Raw genomic sequence first — 24,952 nt, forward strand, 5'->3', positions numbered from 1 at the left:
CCTGGGTGCGCGGGGCCGGCCCACTCGTCTACGCCAGGTATTCCCGATGGATTTTCCTACAGTTCTGATCCAGACCATGAACGGTCTGCAGTACGGCCTGCTGCTGTTTCTCATCGCCAGCGGCCTGACCCTGATCTTCGGCATCATGCACATCATCAATCTGGCCCACGGCGCCCTCTACATGGTCGGCGCCTACCTGGCCTTCTGGTTGACCGCGCTGACCGGCAACCTGTTTCTCGCCATCCTCCTCGGCCTGCCACTGGCGGCCCTGCTCGGGGTGCTGATCGAGCGCTTCCTGATCCAGGCGCTGTATAGCCGCGACCATCTCGACCAGGTGCTGATGACCTTCGGCCTGATCCTGGTGATCGACTCGTTGCGCAGCATCGCCTGGGGCAACGACGTCCACAGCGTGGCCATTCCGGCGCTGCTGGAAGGCTCGGTACAGCTCACCGAGACCCTCGAGTACCCGGTCTACCGGCTGTTCGTCTCCGCCGTCTGCGGGCTGATCGCCCTGGCCATGTACCTGGTCCTGCAGCGCACCCGTCTGGGCATCGTCATCCGTGGCGGCGCCAGCAACCGCGAGATGGTCCAGGGCCTGGGCATCAATATCCGCGTCGTCTACACCCTGGTATTCGCCGCCGGCACGGCGCTTACCGCGTTCGCCGGGATGATCGCCGCACCGGTGTCCTCGGTGTACCCGGGCATGGGCAACCAGATCCTCATCATCGCCTTCGTGGTGGTGGTGATCGGCGGACTCGGTTCGATTCGTGGCGCCTTCTTCGCCGCGCTGCTGGTCGGTCTGACCGCCACCTGGGGAGCGGTGCTGGCACCGCAATACGCGGGCATGGCGATCTACCTGCTGATGGCCGTCGTGCTGCTGTTCAAACCTCGCGGGCTGTTCGCCTGACACCTGCCCCTCGGAGGAAGCGCCCCATGCGTCCCTTACCCCCAAGTATCCGTTACCTGCTGCTGGTGCTGGTTCTGCTGCTGGCCGGCTTTCCGCTGTTCGGCGAAAGCCTCAGCGGTGAGCAGCACGGCTTCCACCTGCAGCAACTGACCCACATCATGATCCTCGCCCTGGTGGCCCTCAGCCTCGACCTGCTGGTCGGCGTGACCGGCATGGTCAGCCTGGCCCAGGCGGCTTTCTTCGGCATCGCCGGCTACAGCCTGGTGCTGTTCGCCCCGGAGTACGAGGCGGTCAGTTTCTGGCTGGCGCTGCCCCTGTGCCTGGGCGTCAGCGCCGCCGCCGCGCTGCTGATGGGCCTGCTGATCATCCGCACTTCGGGCATCTTCTTCATCATGGCGACCATCGCCTTCTCGCAGATGCTCTATTACCTGTTCCACGATGCTTCCTTCGCCGGCGGCTCGGATGGCATCTACCTGTTCCTCAAGCCCGAAGTGGCGATCGCCGGCGTACAGCTGCTGGATCTGGAGAATCCGCGCAGCCTGTTCTACCTGGTACTGGGTTCGCTGGTGCTGGTCTACCTGCTGCTGCGCACCTTCCTGCGCGCGCCGTTCGGCCGGGTGCTGCTGGGCATCAAGAGCAACGAGGAACGGGTTCGCTCCATGGGCTACAACCCGCTGTTCTACAAGCTGGTGGCCTTCGTCATCGCCGGCACCATCGCCGGCTACGCCGGCATGCTCTCGGCCACCCAGTACGGCTTCGTCAGCCCCAGCCAGGTCAGCTGGCAGCTCTCGGCCCACGCCCTGGTGATGGTCATCCTCGGCGGCATGGGTAGCCTGTTCGGCCCGATTCTCGGCGCCTTCGCCTTCGAGGGCCTGCATCAGCTGTTCGCCGGCCTGACGCCGCACTGGGAGCTGCCCATGGGCCTGGTGATCATCGCCATGGTGCTGCTGCTGCCGCGCGGTATAGCCGGTCTGCTGCTGCAACTCGCTAGCCGGCGCCAGGCCGCGGTCGCCGACGCGACCACCCCACCCACCGACGAGACGCTGAAGAAGGAGGCCGGCGTATGACTGTCCCTGTTCTGCAAACCCGCGGACTGAGCAAGGCTTTCGGCGGCCTGCACGCGGTCAACGACATCTCCCTGAGCGTGGCGCCTTGCGAGGTGCACGCGATCATCGGTCCCAACGGCGCCGGCAAGAGCACCATGGTCAACCTGCTGTCCGGCCATCTGCAGCCCAGCGCCGGGCAGATCCTCTTTCACGGCCGCGACATCACCGGCCTGGCGCCCAACCGGGTATCGCACCTGGGCATCGGCCGCAGCTTCCAGCGCACCAATATCTTCCCCAGCTTCACCTGCCTGGAGAACTGCTGGCTGGCGGCGCAGTCGCGCTTGAAGAACTCCTTCCGCTTCTTCCGCCGCTGCGAGGCCTATGCCGAGGTGCGCGAGCGCGCCGAGCGGGCGCTGGAACTGTGCGGCCTGGCCCGGCACCGCGACACCCTGGCCGATGCCCTGAGCTACGGCGAGCAGCGCCAGCTGGAGATCGGCATGGTGCTGGCCACCGAACCGAGCTTCCTGCTGCTCGACGAGCCCATGGCCGGCATGGGCAAGGACGAGTCGGCGCGGGTGGTCGAGCTGCTGGCCAGCCTGTCCAAGCAGTACGCCATGGTGCTGGTCGAGCACGACATGGACGCGGTGTTCAGCATCGCCCAGCGCCTGACGGTGATGGTCAACGGCGAGATGCTGGCCAGCGGGCCGCTGGACCAGGTGCGCAACGATCCGGCGGTACAGCAGGCCTATCTGGGCGACGGCGAGGAGCAATTCTGATGAGCACACAAGCCCTGGTGCAGGCCACCGGCCTGCACACCTACTACGGCAACAGCCATGTCCTGCATGGCGTCGACCTGCATATCCAGCCAGGCGAGACCCTGGCGCTGATGGGCCGCAACGGCATGGGCAAGAGCACCACCATCCGCTCGCTGCTCGGCCTGACCCCGGCACGTCGCGGCGAGGTGCTGATCCGCGGCGAACACTGCAGCGGCCGCGCCACCCACCAGATCATCCGCCGCGGCATCGGCTACGTGCCGGAGGGCAGGGGCATGTTCCCCAACCTGAGCGTGCGCGAGAGCCTGATCATGGCCGCCCGCCCGGGGCTGGACGGGCGCCGCGACTGGGACCTGGAGCGGGTGCTGGAGACCTTCCCGCGTCTGGCCGAGCGCATCAAGCACCTGACCGGCAACCTCTCCGGTGGTGAGCAGCAGATGGTGGCGATCGGTCGTGCGCTGATGACCAACCCCGAGCTGATGATCCTCGACGAGGCCACCGAGGGCCTGGCGCCGCTGATCCGCAAGGAGATCTGGCAGGTCATCCGCCTGATCAAGGCCAGCGGCATCGCCACCCTGGTGGTGGACAAGAACGTCAACGTGCTGCTCGACCTGACCGATCGCAGCATGATCATGGTCAAGGGCCGGGTGGTCTACGACGGCGCCAGCGCCGAGCTGAAGCGCCAGCCGCAGATTCTGCAGGAGCATATCGGCCTATGACCCCGGCGAGCCCATCGATGAGCCGGATCGCCGGCGAGCCCCGCCAGGGGCGGCTCAAGTCCCTGGCGGCGTTGCTGCAGCTGACGGCGGCGCTGGCCGCCGCCGGCCTGCTGCTGGACAGCAACCTGCATGGTCCGCTGGCCGCCTGGGTGCTGGTCAGCCTGGTCCTGGCGGGGCTGCTGTACCACAGGCTGCCGCCGGCCCTGGTCGAAGTGCAGCTGCCGGCGCCACCCGCGCCGGCCGCCGAGCCGGAGGCGCCGTTATTGCCGCCGGCGCCCGTTGCCGAGCAGCAGGCCGATCCGGGCCTGCCGCTGCGCGCGCCCTTGGCCCAGTTGCTCGACGGCATTCTGCGCACCGAGCAGGACATGCAGTACGCCACGGAGCTGGCGCGGGCGGGTGGGGAGAAGGTGCAGTTCAGCGCCGCCAGCATCCAGGCGTGCGAGGCGGCGATCCGCGAATTGGCCGGCTACATGGAAAGCATCGACCAGGTGTTCGATGGCCTGTCGCAGCAGTCGCTGCGCATCGGCGCCCTGGTCGGCAGCATTCAGGACATCGCCAAACAGACCAACCTGCTGGCGCTCACGCGGCCATCGAGGCCGCGCGGTCCGGCGAGCACGGCCGCGGTTTCGCCGTGGTGGCCGACGAGGTGCGTCATCTGGCCCAGCGCGCCAACGAGTCCAGCGAGCAGATTCGCCAGATCGCCGGCGGCCTGCGGAAGTCGGCGCAGGAGGCGCGGGCCGGGGTCGAGCATATCGGTCAGTCCACCCGCACCGGCCTGGAGAAAGCCGCCGCGGCCCTGGGCGCCATGGGCGAGATGCGTGCGGGCGCGACGGCGCGGCTGGAGATAGTCCAGCGCATCGTCCAGCGCCTGGACGAGCAGCGCGACCTGGCCCGGGGCATGGTCGAAGGGCTGGATCAGACAGTGTTCGTTAATCGCCCAGATAAGCGATTATCGGATTGTTTGCCGGAGTAACTCGGCTTACCGTTGACTCACCCGCCACCCTCACGCGGTGGCACCGTCAACCGAGCGAGAGTAACTCCGATGGCCGAACTCATTTCCCTTGGCGAAGCGGTCAAACGCTTCGTCAACGACGGCGACACCATCGCCCTCGAAGGCTTCACCCACCTGATCCCCACAGCCGCCAGCCACGAGCTGATCCGCCAGAACAAGCGCGAGCTGACCCTGGTGCGCATGACCCCTGACCTGGTCTACGACCTGCTGATCGGCGCCGGCTGCGCCAAGAAGCTGGTGTTCTCCTGGGGCGGCAACCCCGGCGTCGGCTCGCTGCACCGCCTGCGCGACGCGGTGGAGAAGGGCTGGCCGCAGCCCCTGGAGATCGAGGAGCACAGCCATGCGGACCTGGCCAACGCCTATGTCGCCGGCGCCTCGGGCCTGCCGTTCGCCGTGTTGCGCGCCTATGCCGGCTCCGACCTGCCCAAGGTCAACCCGCTGATCAAGACGGTCACCTGCCCGTTCACCGGCGAAGTGCTGGCGGCGGTGCCCAGCGTGCGCCCGGACGTCACCGTGATCCACGCGCAGAAGGCCGACCGCAAGGGCAACGTGCTGCTCTGGGGCATCCTCGGCGTGCAGAAGGAGGCGGCCCTGGCGGCCCAGCGCTGCATCGTCACGGTGGAGGAGATCGTCGACGACCTGAACGCGCCGATGAACGCCTGCGTGTTGCCAAGCTGGGCGCTGACCGCGGTCTGCCATGTACCGGGCGGCGCCCATCCGTCCTATGCCCTGGGCTACTCCGAGCGCGACAACCGCTTCTACCAGGCCTGGGACCCGATCGCCCGCGATCGTGAGCGTTTCACCGCCTGGATCGACCAGTACATCCGCGGCACCGCCGATTTCTCAGAGTTCCAGGCCAAACTGGCCGCGCAGCAGGAGGCCAAGTAATGAGCGCCTACAGCACCAATGAAATGATGACCGTGGCCGCCGCCCGCCGCCTGAACAACGGCGCGGTATGCTTCGTCGGCATCGGCCTGCCGTCCAAGGCCGCCAACCTGGCGCGCCTGACCTCCTCGCCGGACGTGGTGCTGATCTACGAATCCGGCCCGATCGGCGCCAAGCCCAGCGTGCTGCCGCTGTCGATCGGCGACGGCGAACTGGCCGAGACCGCCGACACCGTGGTACCGACCGGCGAGATCTTCCGCTACTGGCTGCAGGGCGGGCGCATCGACGTGGGCTTCCTCGGCGCCGCCCAGGTCGACAAGTACGGCAACATCAACACCACGGTGATCGGCGACTACCACCAGCCCAAGGTGCGCCTGCCGGGCGCCGGCGGCGCGCCGGAGATCGCCGGATCGGCCAAGCAGGTGCTGATCATCCTCAAGCAGTCGCACCGCACCTTCGTCGACAAGCTGGCCTTCATCACCTCGGTCGGCCATGGCGAGGGCGGCGACCACCGCAAGCAGCTGGGCCTGCCCGGCGCCGGCCCGGTGGGCATCATCACCGACCTGTGCATCATGGAGCCGGAAGCCGGCACCAACGAATTCATCGTCACCTCGCTGCACCCGGGAGTCAGCCGCGAGCAGGTGGTGGCCGCCACCGGCTGGGCCATCCGTTTCGCCGACAGCGTCGCCGAGACCGCCGCGCCGACGGCGCTGGAGCTTGATGCCCTGCGCGCCCTGGAAGCCCGCACCGCGGCCGCCCATGGCCAGGCCGGAGGTGAGGAATGAGCCGCGACGTCTATATCTGTGATGCCGTGCGCACGCCCATCGGCCGCTTCGGCGGTGGCTTGGCGCTGGTGCGCGCCGACGACCTGGCGGCGGTGCCGCTCAAGGCGCTGATCGAGCGCAACCCGCAGCTCGACCTGAGCCAAATCGATGAGGTGTTTCTCGGCTGCGCCAACCAGGCCGGCGAGGACAACCGCAACGTCGCGCGCATGGCTTCGCTGCTGGCCGGGTTGCCGGACACGGTGCCGGGGGTGACCCTCAACCGCCTGTGCGCCTCGGGCATGGATGCGATCGGCACGGCGTTCCGCGCCATCGCCAGCGGCGAGATGGAGCTGGCCATCGCCGGCGGCGTCGAGTCCATGTCGCGCGCGCCCTATGTCATGGGCAAGGCCGACAGCGCCTACGGCCGTACTCAGAAGATCGAGGACACCACCATCGGCTGGCGCTTCATCAACCCCTTGATGAAGGCCCAGTACGGCGTGGATGCCATGCCGCAGACCGCCGACAACGTCGCCGACGACTACCAGATCAGCCGCGCCGACCAGGACGCCTTCTCCCTGCGCAGCCAGCAGCGCGCCGCCGCCGCCCAGGCCGCCGGCTTCTTCGCCGAGGAGATAGTCCCGGTGCTGATCAAGGGCCGTAAGGGCGATACCCTCATCGAGCAGGACGAGCACCTGCGCCCAGACACCACCCTGGAGGTGCTGACCAAGCTCAAGCCGGTCAACGGCCCGGACAAGACGGTCACCGCTGGCAACGCCTCGGGAGTCAACGACGGCGCCGCGGCGCTGATCCTGGCCAGTGCCGAGGCGGTGCAGAAACACGGCCTGACTCCGCGGGCCAAGGTGTTGGGCATGGCCAGCGCCGGCGTCGCCCCGCGGGTCATGGGCATCGGCCCGGTGCCGGCGGTACGCAAGCTGCTGGAGCGGCTGAACCTGGGCATCGACCAGTTCGACGTGATCGAACTCAACGAGGCCTTCGCCGCCCAGGGACTGGCCTGCATGCGCGAGCTGGGGATCGCCGACGACGACGCCCGGGTCAACCCCAATGGCGGCGCCATCGCCCTCGGCCACCCGCTGGGCGCCAGCGGCGCCCGCCTGGTGCAGACCGCGCTGCACCAACTGGAGAAATCCGGCGGCAAGCTGGGCCTGGCGACCATGTGCGTCGGCGTCGGCCAGGGGCTGGCGCTGGCTATCGAGCGCGTCTGATTCAGCGATACTGAGCACTGCGCCGCCCCAGAGCACAGGCGATAGCAATCGTGCCTGCGGGGCGGCGTCTTGAAATGAATGATCTAGTGAGGAACTGCGTCATGCCTGTCGTCCGACTCGCCGACGGTGAATTGAATTATCAGCTCGAAGGGCCGGCCGGCGCGCCGGTGCTGGTCTTGTCCAACTCCCTGGGCACCGACCTGCACATGTGGGACGCGCAGATGCCGGCATTCACCGAGCATTTCCGCGTGCTGCGCTATGACACCCGCGGCCATGGCCACTCGCTGGTCAGCGAAGGCTTCTACAGCATCGAGCAGAATGGCCGCGACGTACTGGCGTTGCTCGATGCCCTGGACGTCGCCAAGGCGCATTTCTGCGGTCTGTCCATGGGCGGGCTGATCGGCCAGTGGCTGGGGATCAACGCCTGCGAGCGCCTGGACAAGCTGGTGTTGTGCAACACCGCGGCGAAGATCGCCAGCCCCGAGGTGTGGAACCCGCGCATCGACAGCGTTCTGCGCGACGGTCAGGCGGCCATGCAGGCCTTGCGCGACGCCTCGATCGCGCGCTGGTTCACTGCCGCGTTCGCAGCAGCCGAACCGGCGAAGGTCGAGCCCGTGGTGGCGATGCTTGCGCAGACCTCGCCCCAGGGGTACGCGGCCAACTGCGCGGCGGTGCGCGATGCCGACTACCGCGAGCAACTCGCTGCGATCCGCGCGCCAACCCTGATCGTCGCCGGCAGCGCCGATCCGGTGACCACCGTGGCGGACGGCCGCTTCATGGCCGAGCGGATCAGCGGCGCGCGGCTGCTGGAATTGCACGCCGCCCACCTGTCCAACGTCGAGGCGGGGGAGGCCTTCACCCGGCCTGTGCTGGACTTCCTCAAAGGCTGAGCGAAGGCTGGGAAAAAACGGCGGAGCAGTGCTGCTGTCGACCCGAGTAGTGGCCTACAGGTGAACGCTGGAGCGCCCTTCGGTCGTGGCGCCGGAAAACTGAGCAGGCGCTGAGTCCGGTCCGAGCGTTTCAAGTGGCTGCAGGATGCCAGCGCCAGCACGCTTTAGCGGTAAAGGCCTACGCGGTCCTGCCTTGCGTCGGGCCTTGAGAAAGGGCGCCTGCCAGACCCAATAAGCAGAAGCTTCGTTGTGAGGGGGTATGCGCTCCGAGTTGGCAGAGCGCGGCCGGGGGGATGGAGAGGAGCAGAAGGTTGAGGGCTAGAGTGTCGGACGAAGCCTTCGTGGTGGGCGGCGAAATCGCCTGACTACTGTATGAAAATACAATGCTAAGTTATTGATTCTTTTATGGCAGAGAGCGCGCTTTCGTGATGCCCGTAGAGACACCCTTTCTCTTTGGAATCAGCAGGTTAGGCGGCTGCTAGCCGTCACCTTGACATGGTGGGGGTCGTTGGTTCGAATCCAATTGTGCCTACCAATTCGAACCCGTCTAGCACGGGACTTAAAAGGCGATCCGAAAGGATCGCCTTTTTTGTTTGGGAATTTTCCGGAGAGAGCAGTGGCGATTCGCGCCTGCGGGTCGGCACTCGCTCGCCGCTAGATCGCACGGCCGAGGCCGAGCCATATCGCCGTGCTTTCATGGTGGCGCCGCTTGGCGCCCGGTTCCGGCGCTGAGCCGGCTTACGACTTGAAGCGTCCTTCCAGGCGATGCCGTGAGCCGGGGTGGAGCAGGCGCGCCGTAGATACCGCCCGTTGCCCCGACCAGGTTCTCCGACGAATCAGCAGGCAGGGTTCGCTCTCTTCGACCTGCAGCAGGCGGCACTCTTCCGGCTCGGCGAGTATCGCCTCCACCACATGCTCGCCCTCGGTCAGTGGCGCCACCTTCGACAGGTAGGCGTAAGGGGTGAGCTGGGTGAAGTCCTGCTTGAGGTAGTCGGGCGCCAGCAGGGCGTTGACGTAGCGGTCCTCGAGCTGGATCGGCAAGTCATTCTCGTAGTGCACGATGATCGAGTGAAAGACCTCCTGGCCTTCGCGCAGCTCGAGGGCCTGGGCGGTCTCGTGGCTGGCGGGCTCCTGGCTCAGGCTGATCAGCCGGCTGTGGTAGCGGTTGCCGCGGGCCGATATCTCGTCGGCGATGTTGTTCACGGCAAACAGTGCCGAGTGGCCCTTCGGCTCGGCGACGAAGGTGCCCACGCCCTGCATGCGGGTGAGCAAGCCATCGTTGGTCAGTTCGCGCAGTGCGCGGTTGATGGTCATGCGGCTGAATCCAAGCTCCTCGACCAGCTCGCTTTCCGATGGCACCCGGTGGTGCGGAGGCCAGGTGCCGCTCTTGATCTGCTGGATGATCAGTTGCTTGACCTGGGCGTACAGCGGTGCCGGGGCATCGCTGAGCTGGGAGGCCAGGGTGGGCTTGGATTCGATGTTTGCCATGTAACGTTCCTTGCTGTTCTGAGCCGTCGTTTACAGTAGCTGCTAAGGTCTGTATATGTATATACAAATAAAGGCCAGTACTTAGGACGATCATTATGCCTGCATTTTTCGCCCCTCGCGCATTGCTTGTCGAAGGCTGGGCGCAGAACGTGCGCCTCGATGTCGACGCCGGCGGCTGCCTGGAGCGCATCACCATCAACGGCTCTGATGAGGGTGCGCAGCGGCTCGCCGGGCCGGTGCTGCCAGGCATGCCGAACCTGCACTCCCATGCCTTCCAGCGGGCAATGGCCGGCTTGGCCGAGGTGGCGGGGAATCCGAATGACAGCTTCTGGACCTGGCGCGACCTGATGTACCGGCTGGTCGAGCGCCTCGACCCGGAGCAGTTCGAAATCATCGCCCGGCAGCTGTATATCGAAATGCTCAAGTGCGGCTACACCAGCGTGGCCGAGTTCCACTATGTTCACCATGACAGCCGCGGCCAGGCCTATGCCGATCCGGCGGAGCTGGCCTTGCGCATCAGCAAGGCGGCGCGCGATGCCGGCATCGGCCTGACGTTGTTGCCCGTGCTGTACTCCCATGCCGGCTTTGGCGGGCAGACGCCGAGTGAGGCGCAGCGGCGCTTCATCCACAGTACCGACAGCTACCTCAGCTTGATCGAGCGTCTGGGCCCCGAGCTGGCCGGGCAGCCCTCGCAGCAGTTGGGCCTGTGTTTCCACTCGTTGCGTGCGGTCACCCCGGAACAGGTCGCCGCGGTGCTCGATGCCGACAAGGGCGCTTGCCCGATTCATATCCATATCGCCGAGCAGCAGAAGGAGGTCAGCGACTGTTTGGCTTGGAGTGGCCGCCGACCGTTGCAGTGGCTGTTCGAGCACGTCGCGGTGGATCAGCGCTGGTGCCTGGTGCACGCCACCCATGCTGATGCGCAGGAGGTCGCCAGCATGGCCCGCAGCGGAGCGGTCGCGGGCCTGTGCCTGACGACGGAGGCGAACCTGGGGGATGGCATCTTCCCGGCTGTGGACTACCTCGCCCAGGGCGGGCGCCTGGGCATCGGTTCGGACAGCCATGTCTCGGTGAGCGTGGCCGAGGAGTTGCGCTGGCTCGAGTATGGCCAGCGGCTGCGTGACCAGAAGCGCAACCGCATCTATCGCGGCGACCAGCCGATGATCGGCCGCAGCCTGTTCGATGCCGCCACTGCCGGCGGCGCCCAGGCGCTCGGCCAGCCGGTCGGCGCGCTGGCGGTCGGCAAGCGCGCCGACCTGCTGGTGCTCGACGGCGATGATCCGTACATCGCCACGGCGGAGGGCGACGGCATTCTCAATCGCTGGCTGTTTGCCGGCGGCGATCGGCAGGTGCGCGATGTGCTGGTCGCCGGGCGCTGGGTGATCCGCGAGGGTCGCCATGCCGCGCAGGAGTCGACCCAGCAGGCCTTTGCCCAGGTGCTTCGCCAGATGGCCTGATCACAGGGTCGATGCTCCCTCGCTGCGCCGGGCAGTGCCTGCGTGGTGCAGAGGCCCCTGCACGCGAGTGGGCGGGTGAGCGAGTGGGTCGTGGGGGCTGTCAGTCGTTGGGTTGACCGGGAGAGCCCTCTGCTCTGTGCCTTTCGCCGTCCGGGGAGTTCGCGGCGGGGCGCCAAATCATGCAAGAACAATGTGCCGTCCGCCCAGGTGGGGGTCCGGAGAAAGCACTTGATATGAGTTGTATATACATGCTTACATATCGGCATGCCTTGCTGTGAGGCCCAAGTGTGCTCAGGCAGGCGGCACTATTTTCTGGAGGATTTCTTGTGAGCAGTTCGAGCCGTTTCCGTGATGTCGAAATCCGCGCGCCGCGCGGCACTCAGCTCAATGCCAAGAGCTGGCTGACCGAGGCGCCGCTGCGCATGCTGATGAACAACCTCGATCCGGAAGTGGCGGAGAACCCCAAGGAACTGGTGGTGTACGGCGGCATCGGCCGCGCCGCGCGCAACTGGGAGTGCTTCGACGCCATCGTCGAGTCGCTGAAGCAGCTGAACGACGACGAGACCCTGCTGGTGCAGTCGGGCAAGCCGGTCGGCGTGTTCAAGACCCACAGCAATGCGCCGCGGGTGCTGATCGCCAACTCCAACCTGGTGCCGCACTGGGCCACCTGGGAGCACTTCAACGAACTGGACGCCAAGGGCCTGGCCATGTACGGCCAGATGACCGCCGGCTCCTGGATCTACATTGGCAGCCAGGGCATCGTCCAGGGCACCTACGAGACCTTCGTCGAGGCCGGTCGCCAGCACTACGGCGGCGACCTCAAGGGCCGCTGGGTGCTCACCGCCGGTCTCGGCGGCATGGGTGGCGCCCAGCCGCTGGCCGCGACCCTGGCCGGCGCCTGCTCGCTGAACATCGAGTGCCAGCAGAGCCGCATCGACTTCCGCCTGAAGACCCGCTACGTCGACGAGCAGGCCCAGGACCTGGACGACGCCCTGGCACGCCTCGACAAGTACTGCGCCGAGGGCAAGGCCATCTCCATCGCCCTGTGCGGCAACGCCGCCGAGATTCTTCCGGAACTGGTCAAGCGCGGCGTGCGGCCGGACATGGTCACCGACCAGACCAGCGCCCACGATCCGCTCAACGGCTACCTGCCGCTCGGCTGGACCTGGGAGCAGTACCGCGAGCGTGCCCAGGGCGAGCCGGCCGCGGTGGTCAAGGCGGCCAAGCAGTCGATGGCCGTGCATGTGAAGGCCATGCTGGACTTCCAGAAGCAGGGCGTGCCGACCTTCGACTACGGCAACAACATCCGCCAGATGGCGCTGGAGGAGGGCGTCGAGCATGCCTTCGACTTCCCCGGCTTCGTCCCGGCCTATATCCGCCCGCTGTTCTGCCGCGGCATCGGCCCGTTCCGCTGGGCCGCCCTGTCCGGCGATGCGCAGGACATCTACAAGACCGATGCCAAGGTCAAGGAACTGATCCCGGACGATGCCCACCTGCACCACTGGCTGGACATGGCCCGCGAGCGCATCAGCTTCCAGGGCCTGCCGGCGCGCATCTGCTGGGTCGGCCTGGGGCAGCGCGCCAAGCTTGGTCTGGCCTTCAACGAGATGGTCCGCAGCGGCGAGCTGAGCGCGCCGGTGGTGATCGGCCGCGACCATCTGGACTCCGGTTCGGTGGCCAGCCCCAACCGCGAGACCGAGTCGATGCAGGACGGTTCCGACGCTGTCTCCGACTGGCCGCTGCTCAACGCCTTGCTGAATACCGCCAGCGGCGCCACCTGGGTCTCGCTGCACCATGGCGGTGGCGTCGGCATGGGCTTCTCCCAGCATTCCGGCGTGGTGATCGTCTGTGACGGCAGCGACGAGGCGGCCGAGCGCATCGCCCGCGTGCTGCACAACGACCCGGCCACCGGGGTGATGCGTCACGCCGATGCCGGCTATCCGATCGCCATCGACTGCGCCCGTGAACAGGGCCTCAATCTGCCAATGATTACCCCGGTAAAAGGAGCCTGAACATGAGCGCCCTGAACATTCTGCCCGGCCAGCTGACCCTGGCCCAGTTGCGTCAGGTTCACCAGGGCTCGGTGACCGTCAGCCTGGACGCGAGCGCCAGTGAGGCCATCGAGGCCAGCGTCGCCTGCGTCGAGCAGGTGCTGGCCGAGAAACGCACCGTCTATGGCATCAACACCGGTTTCGGTCTGCTGGCGTCGACCCGCATCGCCAGCGAGGATCTGGAGAACCTGCAGCGCTCGCTGGTGCTGAGCCATGCCGCCGGCGTCGGCCAGCCCATCGACGACGCCCTGGTGCGGCTGATCATGGTGCTCAAGGTCAACAGCCTGGCCCGTGGCTTCTCCGGCATCCGCCGGGTGGTGATCGATGCGCTGATCGCCCTGATCAACGCCGAGGTCTACCCGCATATCCCGCTCAAGGGCTCGGTCGGCGCCTCCGGCGACCTGGCGCCCCTGGCGCACATGTCCCTGGTGCTGCTCGGTGAGGGCAAGGCGCGCTACCAGGGCGAATGGCTGCCGGCCACCGAGGCCCTGGCGGTCGCCGGCCTGGAGCCGCTGACCCTGGCGGCCAAGGAAGGGCTGGCGCTGCTCAACGGCACCCAGGCCTCCACCGCCTACGCCCTGCGCGGGCTGTTCGAGGCCGAGGACCTGTTCGCCGCGGCGCTGGTATGTGGCGGCCTCAGCGTCGAGTCGATGCTGGGCTCGCGCTCACCCTTCGATGCGCGTATCCATGCGGCCCGCGGCCAGCGCGGCCAGATCGACGCGGCCGCGGCCTATCGCGACCTGCTCACGCCGAGCACCGAGATCTCCCAGTCCCACGCCCAGTGCGACAAGGTGCAGGATCCCTATTCGCTGCGCTGCCAGCCCCAGGTGATGGGCGCCTGCCTGACCCAGATCCGCCAGGCCGCCGAGGTGCTGGCCACCGAGGCCAACGCGGTGTCCGACAACCCGCTGGTGTTCGCCGCCGAAGGGGACATCATCTCCGGTGGCAACTTCCACGCCGAGCCGGTGGCCATGGCTGCCGACAACCTGGCCCTGGCCATCGCCGAGATCGGCTCGCTGTCCGAGCGGCGCATCTCGCTGATGATGGACAAGCACATGTCGCAGTTGCCGCCGTTCCTGGTGGCTAACGGCGGGGTCAACTCCGGGTTCATGATCGCCCAGGTCACCGCCGCCGCGCTGGCCAGCGAGAACAAGGCGCTGTCCCATCCGCACAGCGTCGACAGCCTGCCGACCTCGGCCAACCAGGAAGACCATGTGTCCATGGCTCCGGCCGCCGGCAAGCGCCTGTGGGAAATGGCCGACAACGTGCGCGGCATCCTCGCCGTGGAGTGGCTGGGTGCCTGCCAGGGCCTGGATTTCCGCGAAGGCCTCAAGAGCTCGGCGAAGCTGGAGCAGGCGCGCCATGTCCTGCGCGAGCGGGTGCCACACTACAAGGAAGACCGCTTCTTCGCCCCGGACATCGAGGCGGCCAGCGAGCTGTTGGCGTCTCGCTGCCTGACTGCGCTGGTGCCGGCGAAGCTGCTGCCCAGCCAGTGAGCCGCGACGCAGGGTGCGCGCCTGTCCCGGTGTGCACCCTGCGTCCGCGCTTGGGTTTCGTCGAGTGGGGCGGCCGCGAGGCGGCTCCAGGCTCGATCCTCTCATTGCCGGCGCTCGATCCACCGGAGCGGCGCCGGCCCGGAACTTAGCGAGGAGCCAATCGCCATGCTTCGTCTGTGGTTCAACTGCCACGCCGCCACCATGGCCGGCGGCAATTACTCGATCATCGAGGATGCGGCGCTGGTTACCCGTGGCGCCCTGATCGAGTGGATCGGCCCGCATGCCCAGTTGCCGGCCGCTGACTACGCCGAGCGCATCGACCTGGGCGGCAAATGGCTGACCCCGGGGCTGATCGACTGCCACACCCACCTGGTGTTCGGTGGTGATCGCAGCGCCGAATTCGAGCAGCGTCTGCAGGGCATCAGCTATGCCGAGATCGCCGCCGCCGGCGGGGGTATCGCCAGCACCGTGCGCGCGACCCGCGCCGCCAGCGAAGATGAGTTGCTGGAGGCCGCGACGCAGCGCCTGCGCGGCCTGCTGCGTGAAGGCGTGACCACGGTGGAGATCAAGTCCGGCTACGGCCTCGACCTGGCCAGCGAGGGCAAGATGCTGCGGGTCGCCCGCCGCCTCGGCGAGCGCCTGCCGGTTACGGTCAAGGCCACCTGCCTGGCGGCCCATGCGCTGCCGCCGGAATTCGCCGGCCGCGCCGACGACTACATCGAGCTGGTCTGCAGCGAGATGCTGCCGGCCTTGGCGGCGGAAGGGCTGGTCGATGCGGTCGACGCCTTCTGCGAGCACCTGGCCTTCTCGCCGGCGCAGGTCGAGCGGGTGTTCCAATGCGCCCAGGAGCTGGGTCTGCCGGTCAAGCTGCATGCCGAGCAGCTGTCTTCGCTGCACGGCTCCAGCCTGGCGGCGCGCTATGGCGCGCTGTCGGCCGATCACCTGGAGTTCATGGACGAGTCCGACGCCCGGGCCATGGCTGCCGCCGGCAGCGTGGCGGTGCTGCTGCCCGGCGCCTTCTACTTCCTGCGCGAGACTCAACTGCCGCCGCTGCAGGCCTTGCGCGAGCACGGCGTGGCCATGGCGATCGCCAGCGACCTCAACCCCGGCACCTCGCCGGCGTTGTCGCTGCGGCTGATGATGAACATGGCCTGCACCCTGTTCCGCATGACCCCGGAGGAGGCCCTGGCCGGCGTCACCCTGCATGCCGCCAAGGCGCTGGGGCTGGCCGACAGCCATGGCAGCCTGGAGATCGGCAAGTTCGCCGATTTCGTCGCCTGGGATATCGAGCGGCCGGCCGAGCTGGCCTATTGGCTGGGCGGCGAGCTGGATAAACGGGTGATTCGCCATGCCGAGGAAGTGACCGATGTCCTATAGCAATGATGCTTTCGAGTTCAGTCCCGGCCGGGTGCCGCTGCTGATCAGCATGCCCCACGCCGGCCTGCGCCTGACCCCGGCGGTCGAGGCGGGCCTGGTCGAGCAGGCCCGCGGCCTGCCGGACACCGACTGGCATATCCCCAGGCTCTATGATTTCGCCGCCGAGCTCGGCGCCAGCACCCTGGCCGCCGGCTACTCGCGCTACGTGGTCGACCTCAACCGCCCGGCGGACGACAAGCCCCTGTACGCCAGCGCGACCACCGGGCTGTTCCCCGCGATCCTGTTCGATGGCGCCCCCTTGTTCCGCGACGGCCTCGAGCCGTCGAAGGCGGAGCGGGCCCGTTACCTGGAGGAAATCTGGGCGCCGTACCATCGCACCCTGGCGGCCGAGCTGGCGCGCCTGCGCAGCGAGTTCGGCTACGCCCTGCTGTTCGATGCCCACTCGATCGCCTCCCGGGTGCCGCGGCTGTTCGAGGGGCGCCTGCCGGACTTCAACCTGGGCAGCAACGACGGCGCCAGTTGCTCCCCGCAGTTGGCGGGCCAACTGCAGCAGGTCTGCGCCGGTGCGGAAGGCTACAGCCAGGTGCTCAACGGACGCTTCAAGGGCGGCTACATCACCCGCCACTACGGCATCCCGGCCGACGATATCCACGCCATCCAGCTGGAGCTGGCGCAGTGCACCTATATGGATGAGGCGCCGCCCTACGGCTACCGAACCGACCTGGCCGAACCCGTGCGTGTGGTGCTGCGCCGGTTGCTGGAAGCCCAGCTGCACTGGGGCAAGACGCACTACGGGTATTAGGTGTCAAGGAGCGTTCCGAGACCTGTCTCCTGGCGCCGCGGTCTCGCCTGCCGCGGCGTGTTTTTTTGGAAGGAGGACTGCGTCACGCAAGTACGCTGGGGCGGGTTTGACGTTGCAAGCCTCAGTGGCGGCTGAGTTCGATCAGGCAGCATCGGGCGTCTGCGTGGCCTTCGAGGCGCAGTTCGGCGATCCCTGTCGGGCGTTCGATCTGCAGGCAGTCATGGTGTTGCAGGGTGCCGCACGCCGCGCCATCGAGCCGGGCGTCCATCTCTCCACCGGCCGCGAACAGCAGCAGGGTCGTGGCGCTGGTATGGATCCGTTGCGTGCTGCCCACGGGCAGCCATTGCAGGCGTGCGCTGAAGCGCGCTGGTGAATAGATCAGGTTGAAGTCGCGGATAGCGCCCTGCAGCAGATGGCAATGCACGTGGCTGTCCCCTGAGAAGGCAAAGGGCTCGAACGCCAGCAGCGGGGCAGAGGGCAGGCCGTCCACCTCCAGGCGCATGCCTGCGCCTTCCAGCACGCTGATGACTCGCTGGTAGCCGCTGAACGACGAGAAGCCGTTGGATTCACCGATATCGGCAATGGACAGGCGCCAGCCAAAGCCATCCAGCCCCTCGCCGCCGTCGCGCGCCACCTCGAGCGTGGAGCCCAGGCCGTTCTTCCAGGGCGTGGATACATAGGTGGAGGCTCGATAGAGCTGCGTGCGATTCATGGACTTACGGATTCCTCTGTGTGGGCGGGTGGCTTCGCTGTGGTGGAATGAATGAGAAGGTCGCCGAGTGCAACTGCGTTGGGCGGGGCGCTCGGTATGCCGGGGCTGAAGTGCTCGCCATCCGGTCCGCAGCAGGCGCGGATGTCCGGATTTTATATAGATATTTATATGTATATACAAGTGGCGGATGCGGGTTTGTGACCCGTGATTGGCAGGCTTTCAAATTGGAGGCATCGACGGTCGGGCTGGCCATTTCAGGCGCGATCAGCGGGCCGCTACAGTCGAGTTACAGCCTGGGCCTTGATTGAAAAATCAATGCTAAGTTATTGATTCCGCTGTGGTAGAGTGCGCCCTTCGCTGATGCCCTTGGAGACACCCTTCTCTTTGAGATCAGTAGGTTAGGCGCTGCTAGCCGTCACCCTGAGAGGGTGGGGCGTTGCTTCGAAAGCAATTGCGCCTGACAAATTCGCTAGAAAAGGTCGCTGATGCGACCCTTTTTTATTGGGCGGCTTGCCAGTCAGGTGGCTTTCTGGAAGCATCCCGTTTTTGTTCGTTATTGCAATGACCTCCAGTGACTCTGGTTCGGTTTCGGTTGGCTCGCGAGCTCCTGTCACTGTAAGGCAGGCATACCGCCGGATCGCTTACTGGCTCATCCCAACCCATGTGGCCTTTGGTAGAGGTCACCACTAGGAGAGGAGGCGCCATGCCAACCATTACTCTTCCCGACGGCAGTCAGCGTTCGTTCGATCACCCGGTCACCGTGGCCGAGGTGGCGCAATCCATTGGCGCGGGCCTGGCCAAGGCCACCGTGGCCGGAAAGGTCAATGGCAAGCTGGTCGATGCCTGCGATCCGATCACTGCCGACGCGACCCTGCAGATCATCACGCCTAAGGATGAAGAGGGGCTGGAGATCATTCGGCACTCCTGTGCCCACCTGATCGGTCATGCGGTCAAGCAGTTGTTTCCCACGGCCAAGATGGTCATCGGTCCGGTCATCGACGAAGGCTTCTACTACGACATCGCCTACGAGCGGCCCTTCACTCCGGATGACGTGGCCGCCATCGAGCAGCGCATGCAGCAGCTGATCGAGAAGGATTACGATGTCATCAAGAAGGTCACCCCGCGCGCCGAGGTCATCGAGGTCTTCCAGTCCCGCGGCGAGGACTACAAGCTGCGCCTGGTCGAGGACATGCCGGACGAGCAGGCCATGGGCCTGTATTACCACGAAGAATACGTCGACATGTGCCGTGGCCCGCACGTGCCGAATACCCGCTTCCTCAAGTCCTTCAAGCTGACCAAGCTGTCCGGTGCCTACTGGCGCGGCGATGCCAAGAACGAACAGCTGCAGCGCGTCTACGGCACCGCCTGGGCGGACAAGAAGCAGCTGGCGGCCTATATCCAGCGCATCGAGGAGGCCGAAAAGCGCGATCATCGCAAGATCGGCAAGCGTCTGAACCTGTTCCATACCCAGGAAGAGGCGCCGGGCATGGTGTTCTGGCACCCGAACGGCTGGACCCTGTACCAGGTGCTCGAGCAATACATGCGCAAGGTGCAGCGTGAGCATGGCTACCTGGAGATCAAGACGCCGCAGGTGGTTGATCGCTCCCTGTGGGAGAAGTCCGGGCACTGGGCCAACTACGCCGAGAACATGTTCACCACCGAGTCGGAAAGTCGCGATTACGCGATCAAGCCGATGAACTGCCCGTGTCACGTGCAGGTGTTCAACCAGGGCTTGAAGAGCTACCGCGAGCTGCCGATGCGTCTGGCCGAGTTCGGCGCCTGTCACCGCAACGAGCCGTCCGGTGCCCTGCACGGCATCATGCGCGTGCGCGGCTTCACCCAGGACGATGCGCACATCTTCTGCACCGAAGAGCAGATGCAGGCGGAGTCGGCGGACTTCATCAAGCTGACCCAGGCGGTCTATGCCGATTTCGGTTTCTCGGACATCCAGCTCAAGCTGTCGACCCGTCCGGAAAAGCGGGTGGGCTCCGATGAATTGTGGGACCGTGCCGAGGCCGCGCTGGCTGCTGCACTGGAGAGCGCCGGTCTGCCTTATGACCTGCAGCCGGGTGAGGGTGCCTTCTACGGGCCGAAGATCGAATTCTCGCTGAAGGACTGTCTCGGCCGGGTCTGGCAGTGTGGTACCCTGCAGCTCGATTTCAACCTGCCGGTCCGTTTGGGGGCAGAGTTCGTCAGCGAGGACAACAGTCGCAAGCATCCGGTGATGCTGCACCGTGCCATCCTCGGCTCGTTCGAGCGCTTCATCGGCATTCTGATCGAGCACTACGAAGGTGCATTCCCGGCTTGGCTGGCGCCGACCCAGGCGGTGGTGATGAATATCACCGACAAGCAGGCCGAATTTGCCCTCGAAGTCGAAAAAACTCTGGCTCAAAGCGGTTTTCGTGCCAAGTCTGACTTGAGAAACGAAAAAATCGGCTTTAAAATCCGCGAGCATACTTTGCTCAAGGTTCCCTATCTCTTGGTTATTGGAGATCGGGAGGTTGAGACGCAAACTGTCGCCGTGCGTACCCGTGAAGGTGCTGACCTGGGCTCCATGCCCGTCGCCCAATTCGCTGATTTTCTCGCGCAGGCGGTTTCCCGGCGTGGTCGCCAAGATTTGGAGTAATCATTATTAAGCGTGAAATGAGACAAGATAAACGAACTGCACCGAAGGCCCCGATCAACGAGAATATCTCGGCACGCGAGGTTCGGTTAATTGGCGCTGAGGGCGAGCAGATTGGCATCGTCTCTATTGATGAAGCGCTTCGCGTGGCTGAAGAAGCCAAGCTGGATCTGGTAGAAATTTCTGCCGACGCCGTACCTCCGGTTTGCCGGATCATGGACTACGGCAAGCACCTGTTCGAAAAGAAGAAGCAGGTCGCGGCGGCGAAGAAGAATCAGAAGCAAGTCCAGATCAAAGAAATTAAGTTTCGTCCAGGGACGGAGGAAGGGGATTACCAGGTAAAACTACGCAACCTGGTACGTTTCCTTAGTGAGGGGGACAGGGCCAAGGTATCCTTGCGATTCCGTGGCCGTGAGATGGCCCATCAGGAGCTGGGCATGGAGTTGTTGAAGCGGGTCGAAAACGACCTCGCCGAATACGGCTCGGTTGAACAGCATCCGAAGATGGAAGGACGCCAGCTGATCATGGTCATCGCCCCCAAAAAGAAGAAGTAACCACCAGGGCACGGCAGGCCTTGCGGTTATGTTTATCCACTGAATGCGGAGTATCCGAACATGCCAAAGATGAAAACCAAGAGCGGTGCAGCGAAGCGTTTTTTGAAAACCGCTTCCGGCTTCAAGCACAAGCACGCTTTCAAGAGCCACATCCTGACCAAAATGTCCACCAAGCGTAAGCGTCAACTGCGCGGTAGCAGCTTGCTGCACCCGTCTGACGTGGCAAAGGTGGAGCGCATGCTGCGCGTTCGTTAATTCGGTCAAGGTTTAGAGGAAATTACTCATGGCTCGTGTAAAGCGCGGCGTTATCGCTCGTAAGCGTCACAAAAAAATTCTGAAACTCGCTAAAGGCTACTACGGTGCGCGCTCGCGCGTATTCCGCGTCGCCAAGCAGGCAGTGATCAAGGCAGGCCAGTACGCCTACCGCGACCGCCGTCAGCGCAAGCGTCAGTTCCGTGCCCTGTGGATCGCTCGTATCAACGCTGGTGCGCGTGTCAACGGTCTGTCCTACAGCCGTCTGATCGCTGGCCTGAAAAAAGCGTCCATCGAGATCGACCGTAAGGTTCTGGCTGATCTGGCAGTGAACGAAAAAGCGGCGTTTGCTGCGATTGTCGAGAAAGCGAAAGCCGTACTGGCTTAAGTCCCCGACAATCACCGGGCTCGCCCGGTGCTAAACGTCACCAATAGGGGAAGAGCCTTCAAGCTCTTCCCCTATTTCGTATCTGGAGTCTGTAAATGGAAAATCTGGATGTGCTGGTCTCGCAAGCGCTTGAGGCCGTTAGCCACACCGACGATGTGAGCGCCCTCGAACAGTTGCGGGTTCACTATCTGGGCAAGAAGGGCGAACTGACCCAGGTGATGAAGACCCTGGGCAACCTGTCGGCGGAAGAGCGTCCGCAAGCCGGTGCGCTGATCAACGCGGCCAAGGACAAGGTCCAGGACGCGCTGAATACCCGCAAGACGGCGCTCGAGCAAGCCGCGCTGGGCGCCAAGCTTGCCGCCGAACGCATCGACGTGACCTTGCCGGGCCGCGGCCAGGCCTCCGGTGGTCTGCATCCGATTACCCGGACTCTGGAGCGGGTCGAGCAGTTTTTTACCCGGATAGGCTACGGCATCGCCGAAGGCCCCGAAGTGGAAAACGACTATCACAACTTCGAGGCGCTCAATATCCCCGGCCATCATCCGGCGCGGGCGATGCATGACACCTTCTATTTCAATGCAAACATGTTGCTGCGCACCCACACCTCGCCGGTGCAGGTGCGCACCATGGAGTCGCAGCAGCCGCCGATCCGCATTGTCTGCCCTGGCCGCGTGTATCGCTGCGACTCGGATATCACCCACTCGCCGATGTTCCACCAGGTCGAGGGGTTGCTGGTCGACGAAGGCGTCAGCTTCGCCGACCTCAAGGGCACTATCGAAGAATTCCTTCGAGTGTTCTTCGAAAAGCCGCTGGGCGTGCGCTTCCGCCCTTCCTTCTTCCCCTTCACCGAGCCCTCGGCGGAAGTCGACATGCAGTGCGTGATGTGCAGTGGCAAAGGCTGCCGCGTGTGCAAGCAGACCGGCTGGCTGGAGGTGATGGGCTGCGGCATGGTCCATCCGAACGTGCTACGCATGTCCGGCATCGATCCCGAGAAGTACCAGGGCTTCGCCTTTGGCATGGGCGTAGAGCGCCTCGCCATGCTGCGCTACGGCGTCAACGACTTGCGCCTGTTCTTCGATAACGACCTGCGATTCCTGGCGCAATTTCGCTAGAGCCGCACGACCGTAACCGAATTGTTTTAGGAGAGCAGGATGAAATTCAGTGAACAATGGCTGCGTACCTGGGTAAACCCACAGGTTTCCCGCGATGAGCTGGTCGCGCGCCTTTCGATGGCCGGTCTCGAGGTTGACAGCGTAACGTCGGCCGCCGGTGCATTCAGTGGCATCGTGGTGGGCGAGGTGCTGGCCACCGAGCAGCATCCGGATGCCGACAAGCTGCGTGTGTGCCAGGTGAGCAATGGCGTGGAAACCTTTCAGGTGGTGTGTGGCGCGCCGAACGTGCGCCCGGGCCTGAAGATCCCCTTCGCCATGATCGGGGCCGAGCTGCCTGGCGACTTCAAGATCAAGAAGGCCAAGCTGCGCGGCGTCGAGTCCAACGGCATGCTCTGTTCGGCGTCCGAGCTGCAGATCAGCGATGACAACGACGGCCTGATGGAGCTGCCGGGCGATGCGCCGGTCGGCCAGGATATTCGGACCTATCTGTCGCTCGATGACGCGAGCATTGAGGTCGATCTGACTCCCAACCGCGGTGACTGCCTGTCCCTGGCCGGTCTGGCTCGTGAGGTCAGTGCCCTGTACGGGGCGCCGGTCACGCGTCCGGTGATCAATGCCGTCGCGCCGAGTCATGACGAAGTGCGTCCGGTCGAGGTGCTGGCCACCCCGGCCTGTCCGCGTTACCTGGGGCGCGTGCTGCGCAATGTCGACCTGTCCCGGCCGACGCCGCTGTGGATGGTCGAGCGTCTACGCCGCGCCGACGTGCGCAGCATCGATGCGGCTGTCGACGTCACCAACTATGTGATGCTCGAGCTCGGCCAGCCGATGCACGCCTTCGACCTGGCGGAGATCAATGACGGCATTCGCGTGCGCATGGCCGAGGAGGGCGAGAAACTGGTCCTGCTCGACGGCCAGGAGGTCAGCCTGCGGGCCGATACCCTGGTCATCGCCGACCACCAGCGCGCCCTGGCGATCGCCGGCGTGATGGGCGGCGAGCACAGCGGAGTCAGCGCAAAGACCCGTGACCTGTTCCTCGAAAGCGCCTTCTTCGACACCATCGCCATTGCCGGCAAGGCGCGCTCCTATGGTCTGCACACCGACTCCTCGCACCGTTTCGAGCGCGGTGTGGACTCGCGGCTGGCGCGCGAGGCCATGGAGCGGGCAACTGCCCTGCTGCTGGAGATCGTAGGTGGCGAGCCTGGGCCGATCATCGAGGTAGTCGACCCGGCACACCTGCCGAGCGTGGCGCCGATCACCCTGCGCGCCGAACGCGTCGAGCAGATGCTCGGCTTGAAGATGGAGAGCGCAGAAATCGAGCGACTGCTCAGTGCGTTAGGCCTGGGTATCAGCGCCAGTGGGGAGGGGCAATGGCAGGTCGAAGTGCCCAGCCACCGTTTCGATATCAGTCTGGAAGTCGACCTGATCGAAGAACTGGGGCGTCTGTACGGCTACAACCGTTTACCCGTTCGCTATCCGCAGGCGCGTCTGGCGCCGCAGCCGAAGGCCGAGGCGGCAGTCGAGCTGCCCGCCCTGCGCCGGCTGCTGGTAGCGCGGGGCTATCAGGAGGCCATCACCTACAGCTTCATCGATCCCAAGCTGTTCGAGCTGTTCAACCCGGGTGTTGAGCCGCTGATGCTGGCTAATCCGATTTCCGCCGATATGGCCGCCATGCGTTCGTCGTTGTGGCCGGGCCTGATCAAGGCACTGGAGCACAACCTCAATCGCCAGCAGTCGCGTGTGCGCCTGTTCGAGAGTGGTCTGCGTTTCGTCGGGCAATTGGCAGATCTGAAACAGGAGGCGATGCTGGCTGGCGTCGTTGCTGGTAGCCGCTTGCCGGAAGGCTGGGCGCACGGCCGCGATGGCGTGGACTTTTATGACGTCAAGGCCGACGTCGAGGCGCTGTTGGCCAGTGCAGGCGCGGCAGATGGCTTTAGGTTCGTGCCGGGTGAGCATCCCGCTCTGCATCCGGGGCAAACCGCACGTATCGAGCGTGATGGTCGACTGGTCGGCTTCCTTGGGGCGATTCATCCCGAGTTGGGTAAGGCCCTGGGGCTCGATCAGCCGGTCTACCTGTTCGAGTTGCTGTTGAGCGAAGTCATCGAAGGTCGCCTGCCGGCGTTCCGTGAATTGTCGCGCTTCCCGGAAGTGCGTCGTGACCTGGCCTTGCTGGTCGACCGCGAAGTGCCGGCCGAGGCCCTGCTGGCGGCCATTCGGGACGCCGCGGGAGAGTGGTTGACCGACCTCAGGCTATTTGACGTGTATCACGGTAAAGGCATTGATCCGCATAGAAAAAGCCTTGCCGTCGGCTTGACCTGGCAGCATCCATCGCGCACTCTTAATGATGACGAGGTGGGAACCACAACGCAGAATATCCTCACCTCCCTGGAACAAAGGTTCAACGCCACGTTAAGGAAGTAGCGT

Annotated in this window: 21 protein-coding genes and 1 pseudogene; 20 read left to right on the forward strand and 2 right to left on the reverse strand. The window is 65.2% G+C overall.

The window, feature by feature from the left end; all coding sequences use genetic code 11:
- Nucleotides 1-46 precede the first annotated feature (46 nt).
- The 9 genes and pseudogenes from LPB260_RS14640 to pcaD all read left to right on the forward strand — a co-directional run bounded on the left by LPB260_RS14640 (nucleotide 47) and on the right by pcaD (nucleotide 8,219).
- The gene (locus tag LPB260_RS14640; RefSeq protein ID WP_208709853.1) at nucleotides 47-907 is read left to right on the forward strand and encodes a branched-chain amino acid ABC transporter permease; all 861 of its coding nucleotides are present in this window, start codon (nucleotides 47-49) and stop codon (nucleotides 905-907) included.
- A 26-nt stretch (nucleotides 908-933) separates the two neighbouring features.
- A complete protein-coding gene (locus LPB260_RS14645) occupies nucleotides 934-1,974 on the forward strand; it encodes a branched-chain amino acid ABC transporter permease (protein ID WP_208709855.1) in 1,041 nt (346 codons plus the stop codon).
- Nucleotides 1,971-2,729, forward strand: coding sequence for an ABC transporter ATP-binding protein (locus LPB260_RS14650; RefSeq protein ID WP_208709857.1), 759 nt, complete (start codon nucleotides 1,971-1,973; stop codon nucleotides 2,727-2,729). Before LPB260_RS14645 ends, LPB260_RS14650 begins: the two co-directional genes overlap by 4 nt.
- Nucleotides 2,729-3,445, forward strand: a complete 717-nt coding sequence (locus LPB260_RS14655; RefSeq protein WP_208709859.1) for an ABC transporter ATP-binding protein — start codon at nucleotides 2,729-2,731, stop codon at nucleotides 3,443-3,445. The genes LPB260_RS14650 and LPB260_RS14655 overlap by 1 nt, the downstream gene beginning before the upstream one ends.
- A gap of 542 nt (nucleotides 3,446-3,987) precedes the next feature.
- A pseudogene (locus tag LPB260_RS29050) lies at nucleotides 3,988-4,418 on the forward strand (methyl-accepting chemotaxis protein); the annotation flags it as partial.
- Nucleotides 4,419-4,487: 69 nt separating this feature from the next.
- Nucleotides 4,488-5,345 carry a CoA transferase subunit A gene (locus LPB260_RS14665; protein WP_208709861.1) on the forward strand — a complete coding sequence of 286 codons (858 nt, stop codon included), beginning with the start codon at nucleotides 4,488-4,490 and terminating at the stop codon, nucleotides 5,343-5,345.
- Nucleotides 5,345-6,127 carry a CoA-transferase subunit beta gene (locus LPB260_RS14670; protein ID WP_208709863.1) on the forward strand — a complete coding sequence of 261 codons (783 nt, stop codon included), beginning with the start codon at nucleotides 5,345-5,347 and terminating at the stop codon, nucleotides 6,125-6,127. The genes LPB260_RS14665 and LPB260_RS14670 overlap by 1 nt, the downstream gene beginning before the upstream one ends.
- Entirely contained in the window at nucleotides 6,124-7,329 is a 1,206-nt protein-coding gene (pcaF, locus tag LPB260_RS14675) for a 3-oxoadipyl-CoA thiolase (protein WP_208709865.1), read from the forward strand. Before LPB260_RS14670 ends, pcaF begins: the two co-directional genes overlap by 4 nt.
- Nucleotides 7,330-7,430: 101 nt before the next feature.
- Entirely contained in the window at nucleotides 7,431-8,219 is a 789-nt protein-coding gene (pcaD, locus tag LPB260_RS14680) for a 3-oxoadipate enol-lactonase (protein ID WP_208709867.1), read from the forward strand.
- Nucleotides 8,220-8,957: 738 nt separating this feature from the next.
- On the opposite strand, the gene hutC is transcribed toward pcaD, so the two are convergent.
- A complete protein-coding gene (hutC, locus tag LPB260_RS14685; protein ID WP_208709869.1) occupies nucleotides 8,958-9,707 on the reverse strand; it encodes a histidine utilization repressor in 750 nt (249 codons plus the stop codon).
- 95 nt (nucleotides 9,708-9,802) lie between these two features.
- Here hutC and LPB260_RS14690 point away from each other — a divergent pair, with 95 nt between their 5' ends.
- The 5 genes from LPB260_RS14690 to hutG all read left to right on the forward strand — a co-directional run bounded on the left by LPB260_RS14690 (nucleotide 9,803) and on the right by hutG (nucleotide 16,890).
- The gene (locus LPB260_RS14690) at nucleotides 9,803-11,164 is read left to right on the forward strand and encodes a formimidoylglutamate deiminase (RefSeq protein WP_208709871.1); all 1,362 of its coding nucleotides are present in this window, start codon (nucleotides 9,803-9,805) and stop codon (nucleotides 11,162-11,164) included.
- 326 nt (nucleotides 11,165-11,490) lie between these two features.
- Complete coding sequence (gene hutU, locus LPB260_RS14695) at nucleotides 11,491-13,176, forward strand: urocanate hydratase (RefSeq protein ID WP_208709873.1); 1,686 nt, start codon at nucleotides 11,491-11,493, stop codon at nucleotides 13,174-13,176.
- 2 nt (nucleotides 13,177-13,178) lie between these two features.
- Nucleotides 13,179-14,711, forward strand: a complete 1,533-nt coding sequence (gene hutH, locus LPB260_RS14700; RefSeq protein ID WP_208709875.1) for a histidine ammonia-lyase — start codon at nucleotides 13,179-13,181, stop codon at nucleotides 14,709-14,711.
- Nucleotides 14,712-14,876: 165 nt separating this feature from the next.
- Nucleotides 14,877-16,088: an imidazolonepropionase gene (gene hutI, locus LPB260_RS14705; protein ID WP_208709877.1), complete on the forward strand. Its 1,212-nt coding sequence runs from the start codon at nucleotides 14,877-14,879 to the stop codon at nucleotides 16,086-16,088.
- Nucleotides 16,078-16,890, forward strand: coding sequence for an N-formylglutamate deformylase (gene hutG / locus LPB260_RS14710; protein WP_208709880.1), 813 nt, complete (start codon nucleotides 16,078-16,080; stop codon nucleotides 16,888-16,890). Before hutI ends, hutG begins: the two co-directional genes overlap by 11 nt.
- Before the next feature lie 121 nt (nucleotides 16,891-17,011).
- Here hutG and LPB260_RS14715 read toward each other — a convergent pair whose 3' ends face one another.
- Nucleotides 17,012-17,602: a HutD family protein gene (locus tag LPB260_RS14715; RefSeq protein ID WP_208709882.1), complete on the reverse strand. Its 591-nt coding sequence runs from the start codon at nucleotides 17,600-17,602 to the stop codon at nucleotides 17,012-17,014.
- A gap of 703 nt (nucleotides 17,603-18,305) precedes the next feature.
- Here LPB260_RS14715 and thrS point away from each other — a divergent pair.
- The 6 genes from thrS to pheT all read left to right on the forward strand — a co-directional run bounded on the left by thrS (nucleotide 18,306) and on the right by pheT (nucleotide 24,949).
- A complete protein-coding gene (gene thrS, locus LPB260_RS14720; RefSeq protein ID WP_208709884.1) occupies nucleotides 18,306-20,228 on the forward strand; it encodes a threonine--tRNA ligase in 1,923 nt (640 codons plus the stop codon).
- Nucleotides 20,228-20,779, forward strand: coding sequence for a translation initiation factor IF-3 (infC, locus tag LPB260_RS14725; RefSeq protein WP_208710254.1), 552 nt, complete (start codon nucleotides 20,228-20,230; stop codon nucleotides 20,777-20,779). The genes thrS and infC overlap by 1 nt, the downstream gene beginning before the upstream one ends.
- 60 nt (nucleotides 20,780-20,839) lie before the next feature.
- Nucleotides 20,840-21,034 (forward strand): 50S ribosomal protein L35, encoded by a 195-nt coding sequence (gene rpmI, locus LPB260_RS14730; RefSeq protein ID WP_009394045.1) that lies wholly within the window; start codon nucleotides 20,840-20,842, stop codon nucleotides 21,032-21,034.
- Between the two features lie 28 nt (nucleotides 21,035-21,062).
- Nucleotides 21,063-21,419, forward strand: coding sequence for a 50S ribosomal protein L20 (rplT, locus tag LPB260_RS14735; protein ID WP_058069470.1), 357 nt, complete (start codon nucleotides 21,063-21,065; stop codon nucleotides 21,417-21,419).
- Nucleotides 21,420-21,514: 95 nt separating this feature from the next.
- Complete coding sequence (gene pheS / locus LPB260_RS14740; protein WP_208709886.1) at nucleotides 21,515-22,531, forward strand: phenylalanine--tRNA ligase subunit alpha; 1,017 nt, start codon at nucleotides 21,515-21,517, stop codon at nucleotides 22,529-22,531.
- A gap of 39 nt (nucleotides 22,532-22,570) precedes the next feature.
- Complete coding sequence (pheT, locus tag LPB260_RS14745; protein WP_208709888.1) at nucleotides 22,571-24,949, forward strand: phenylalanine--tRNA ligase subunit beta; 2,379 nt, start codon at nucleotides 22,571-22,573, stop codon at nucleotides 24,947-24,949.
- The last annotated feature ends 3 nt before the right edge of the window (nucleotides 24,950-24,952 follow it).

It is taken from the genome of Pseudomonas sp. LPB0260 (assembly GCF_013388395.1).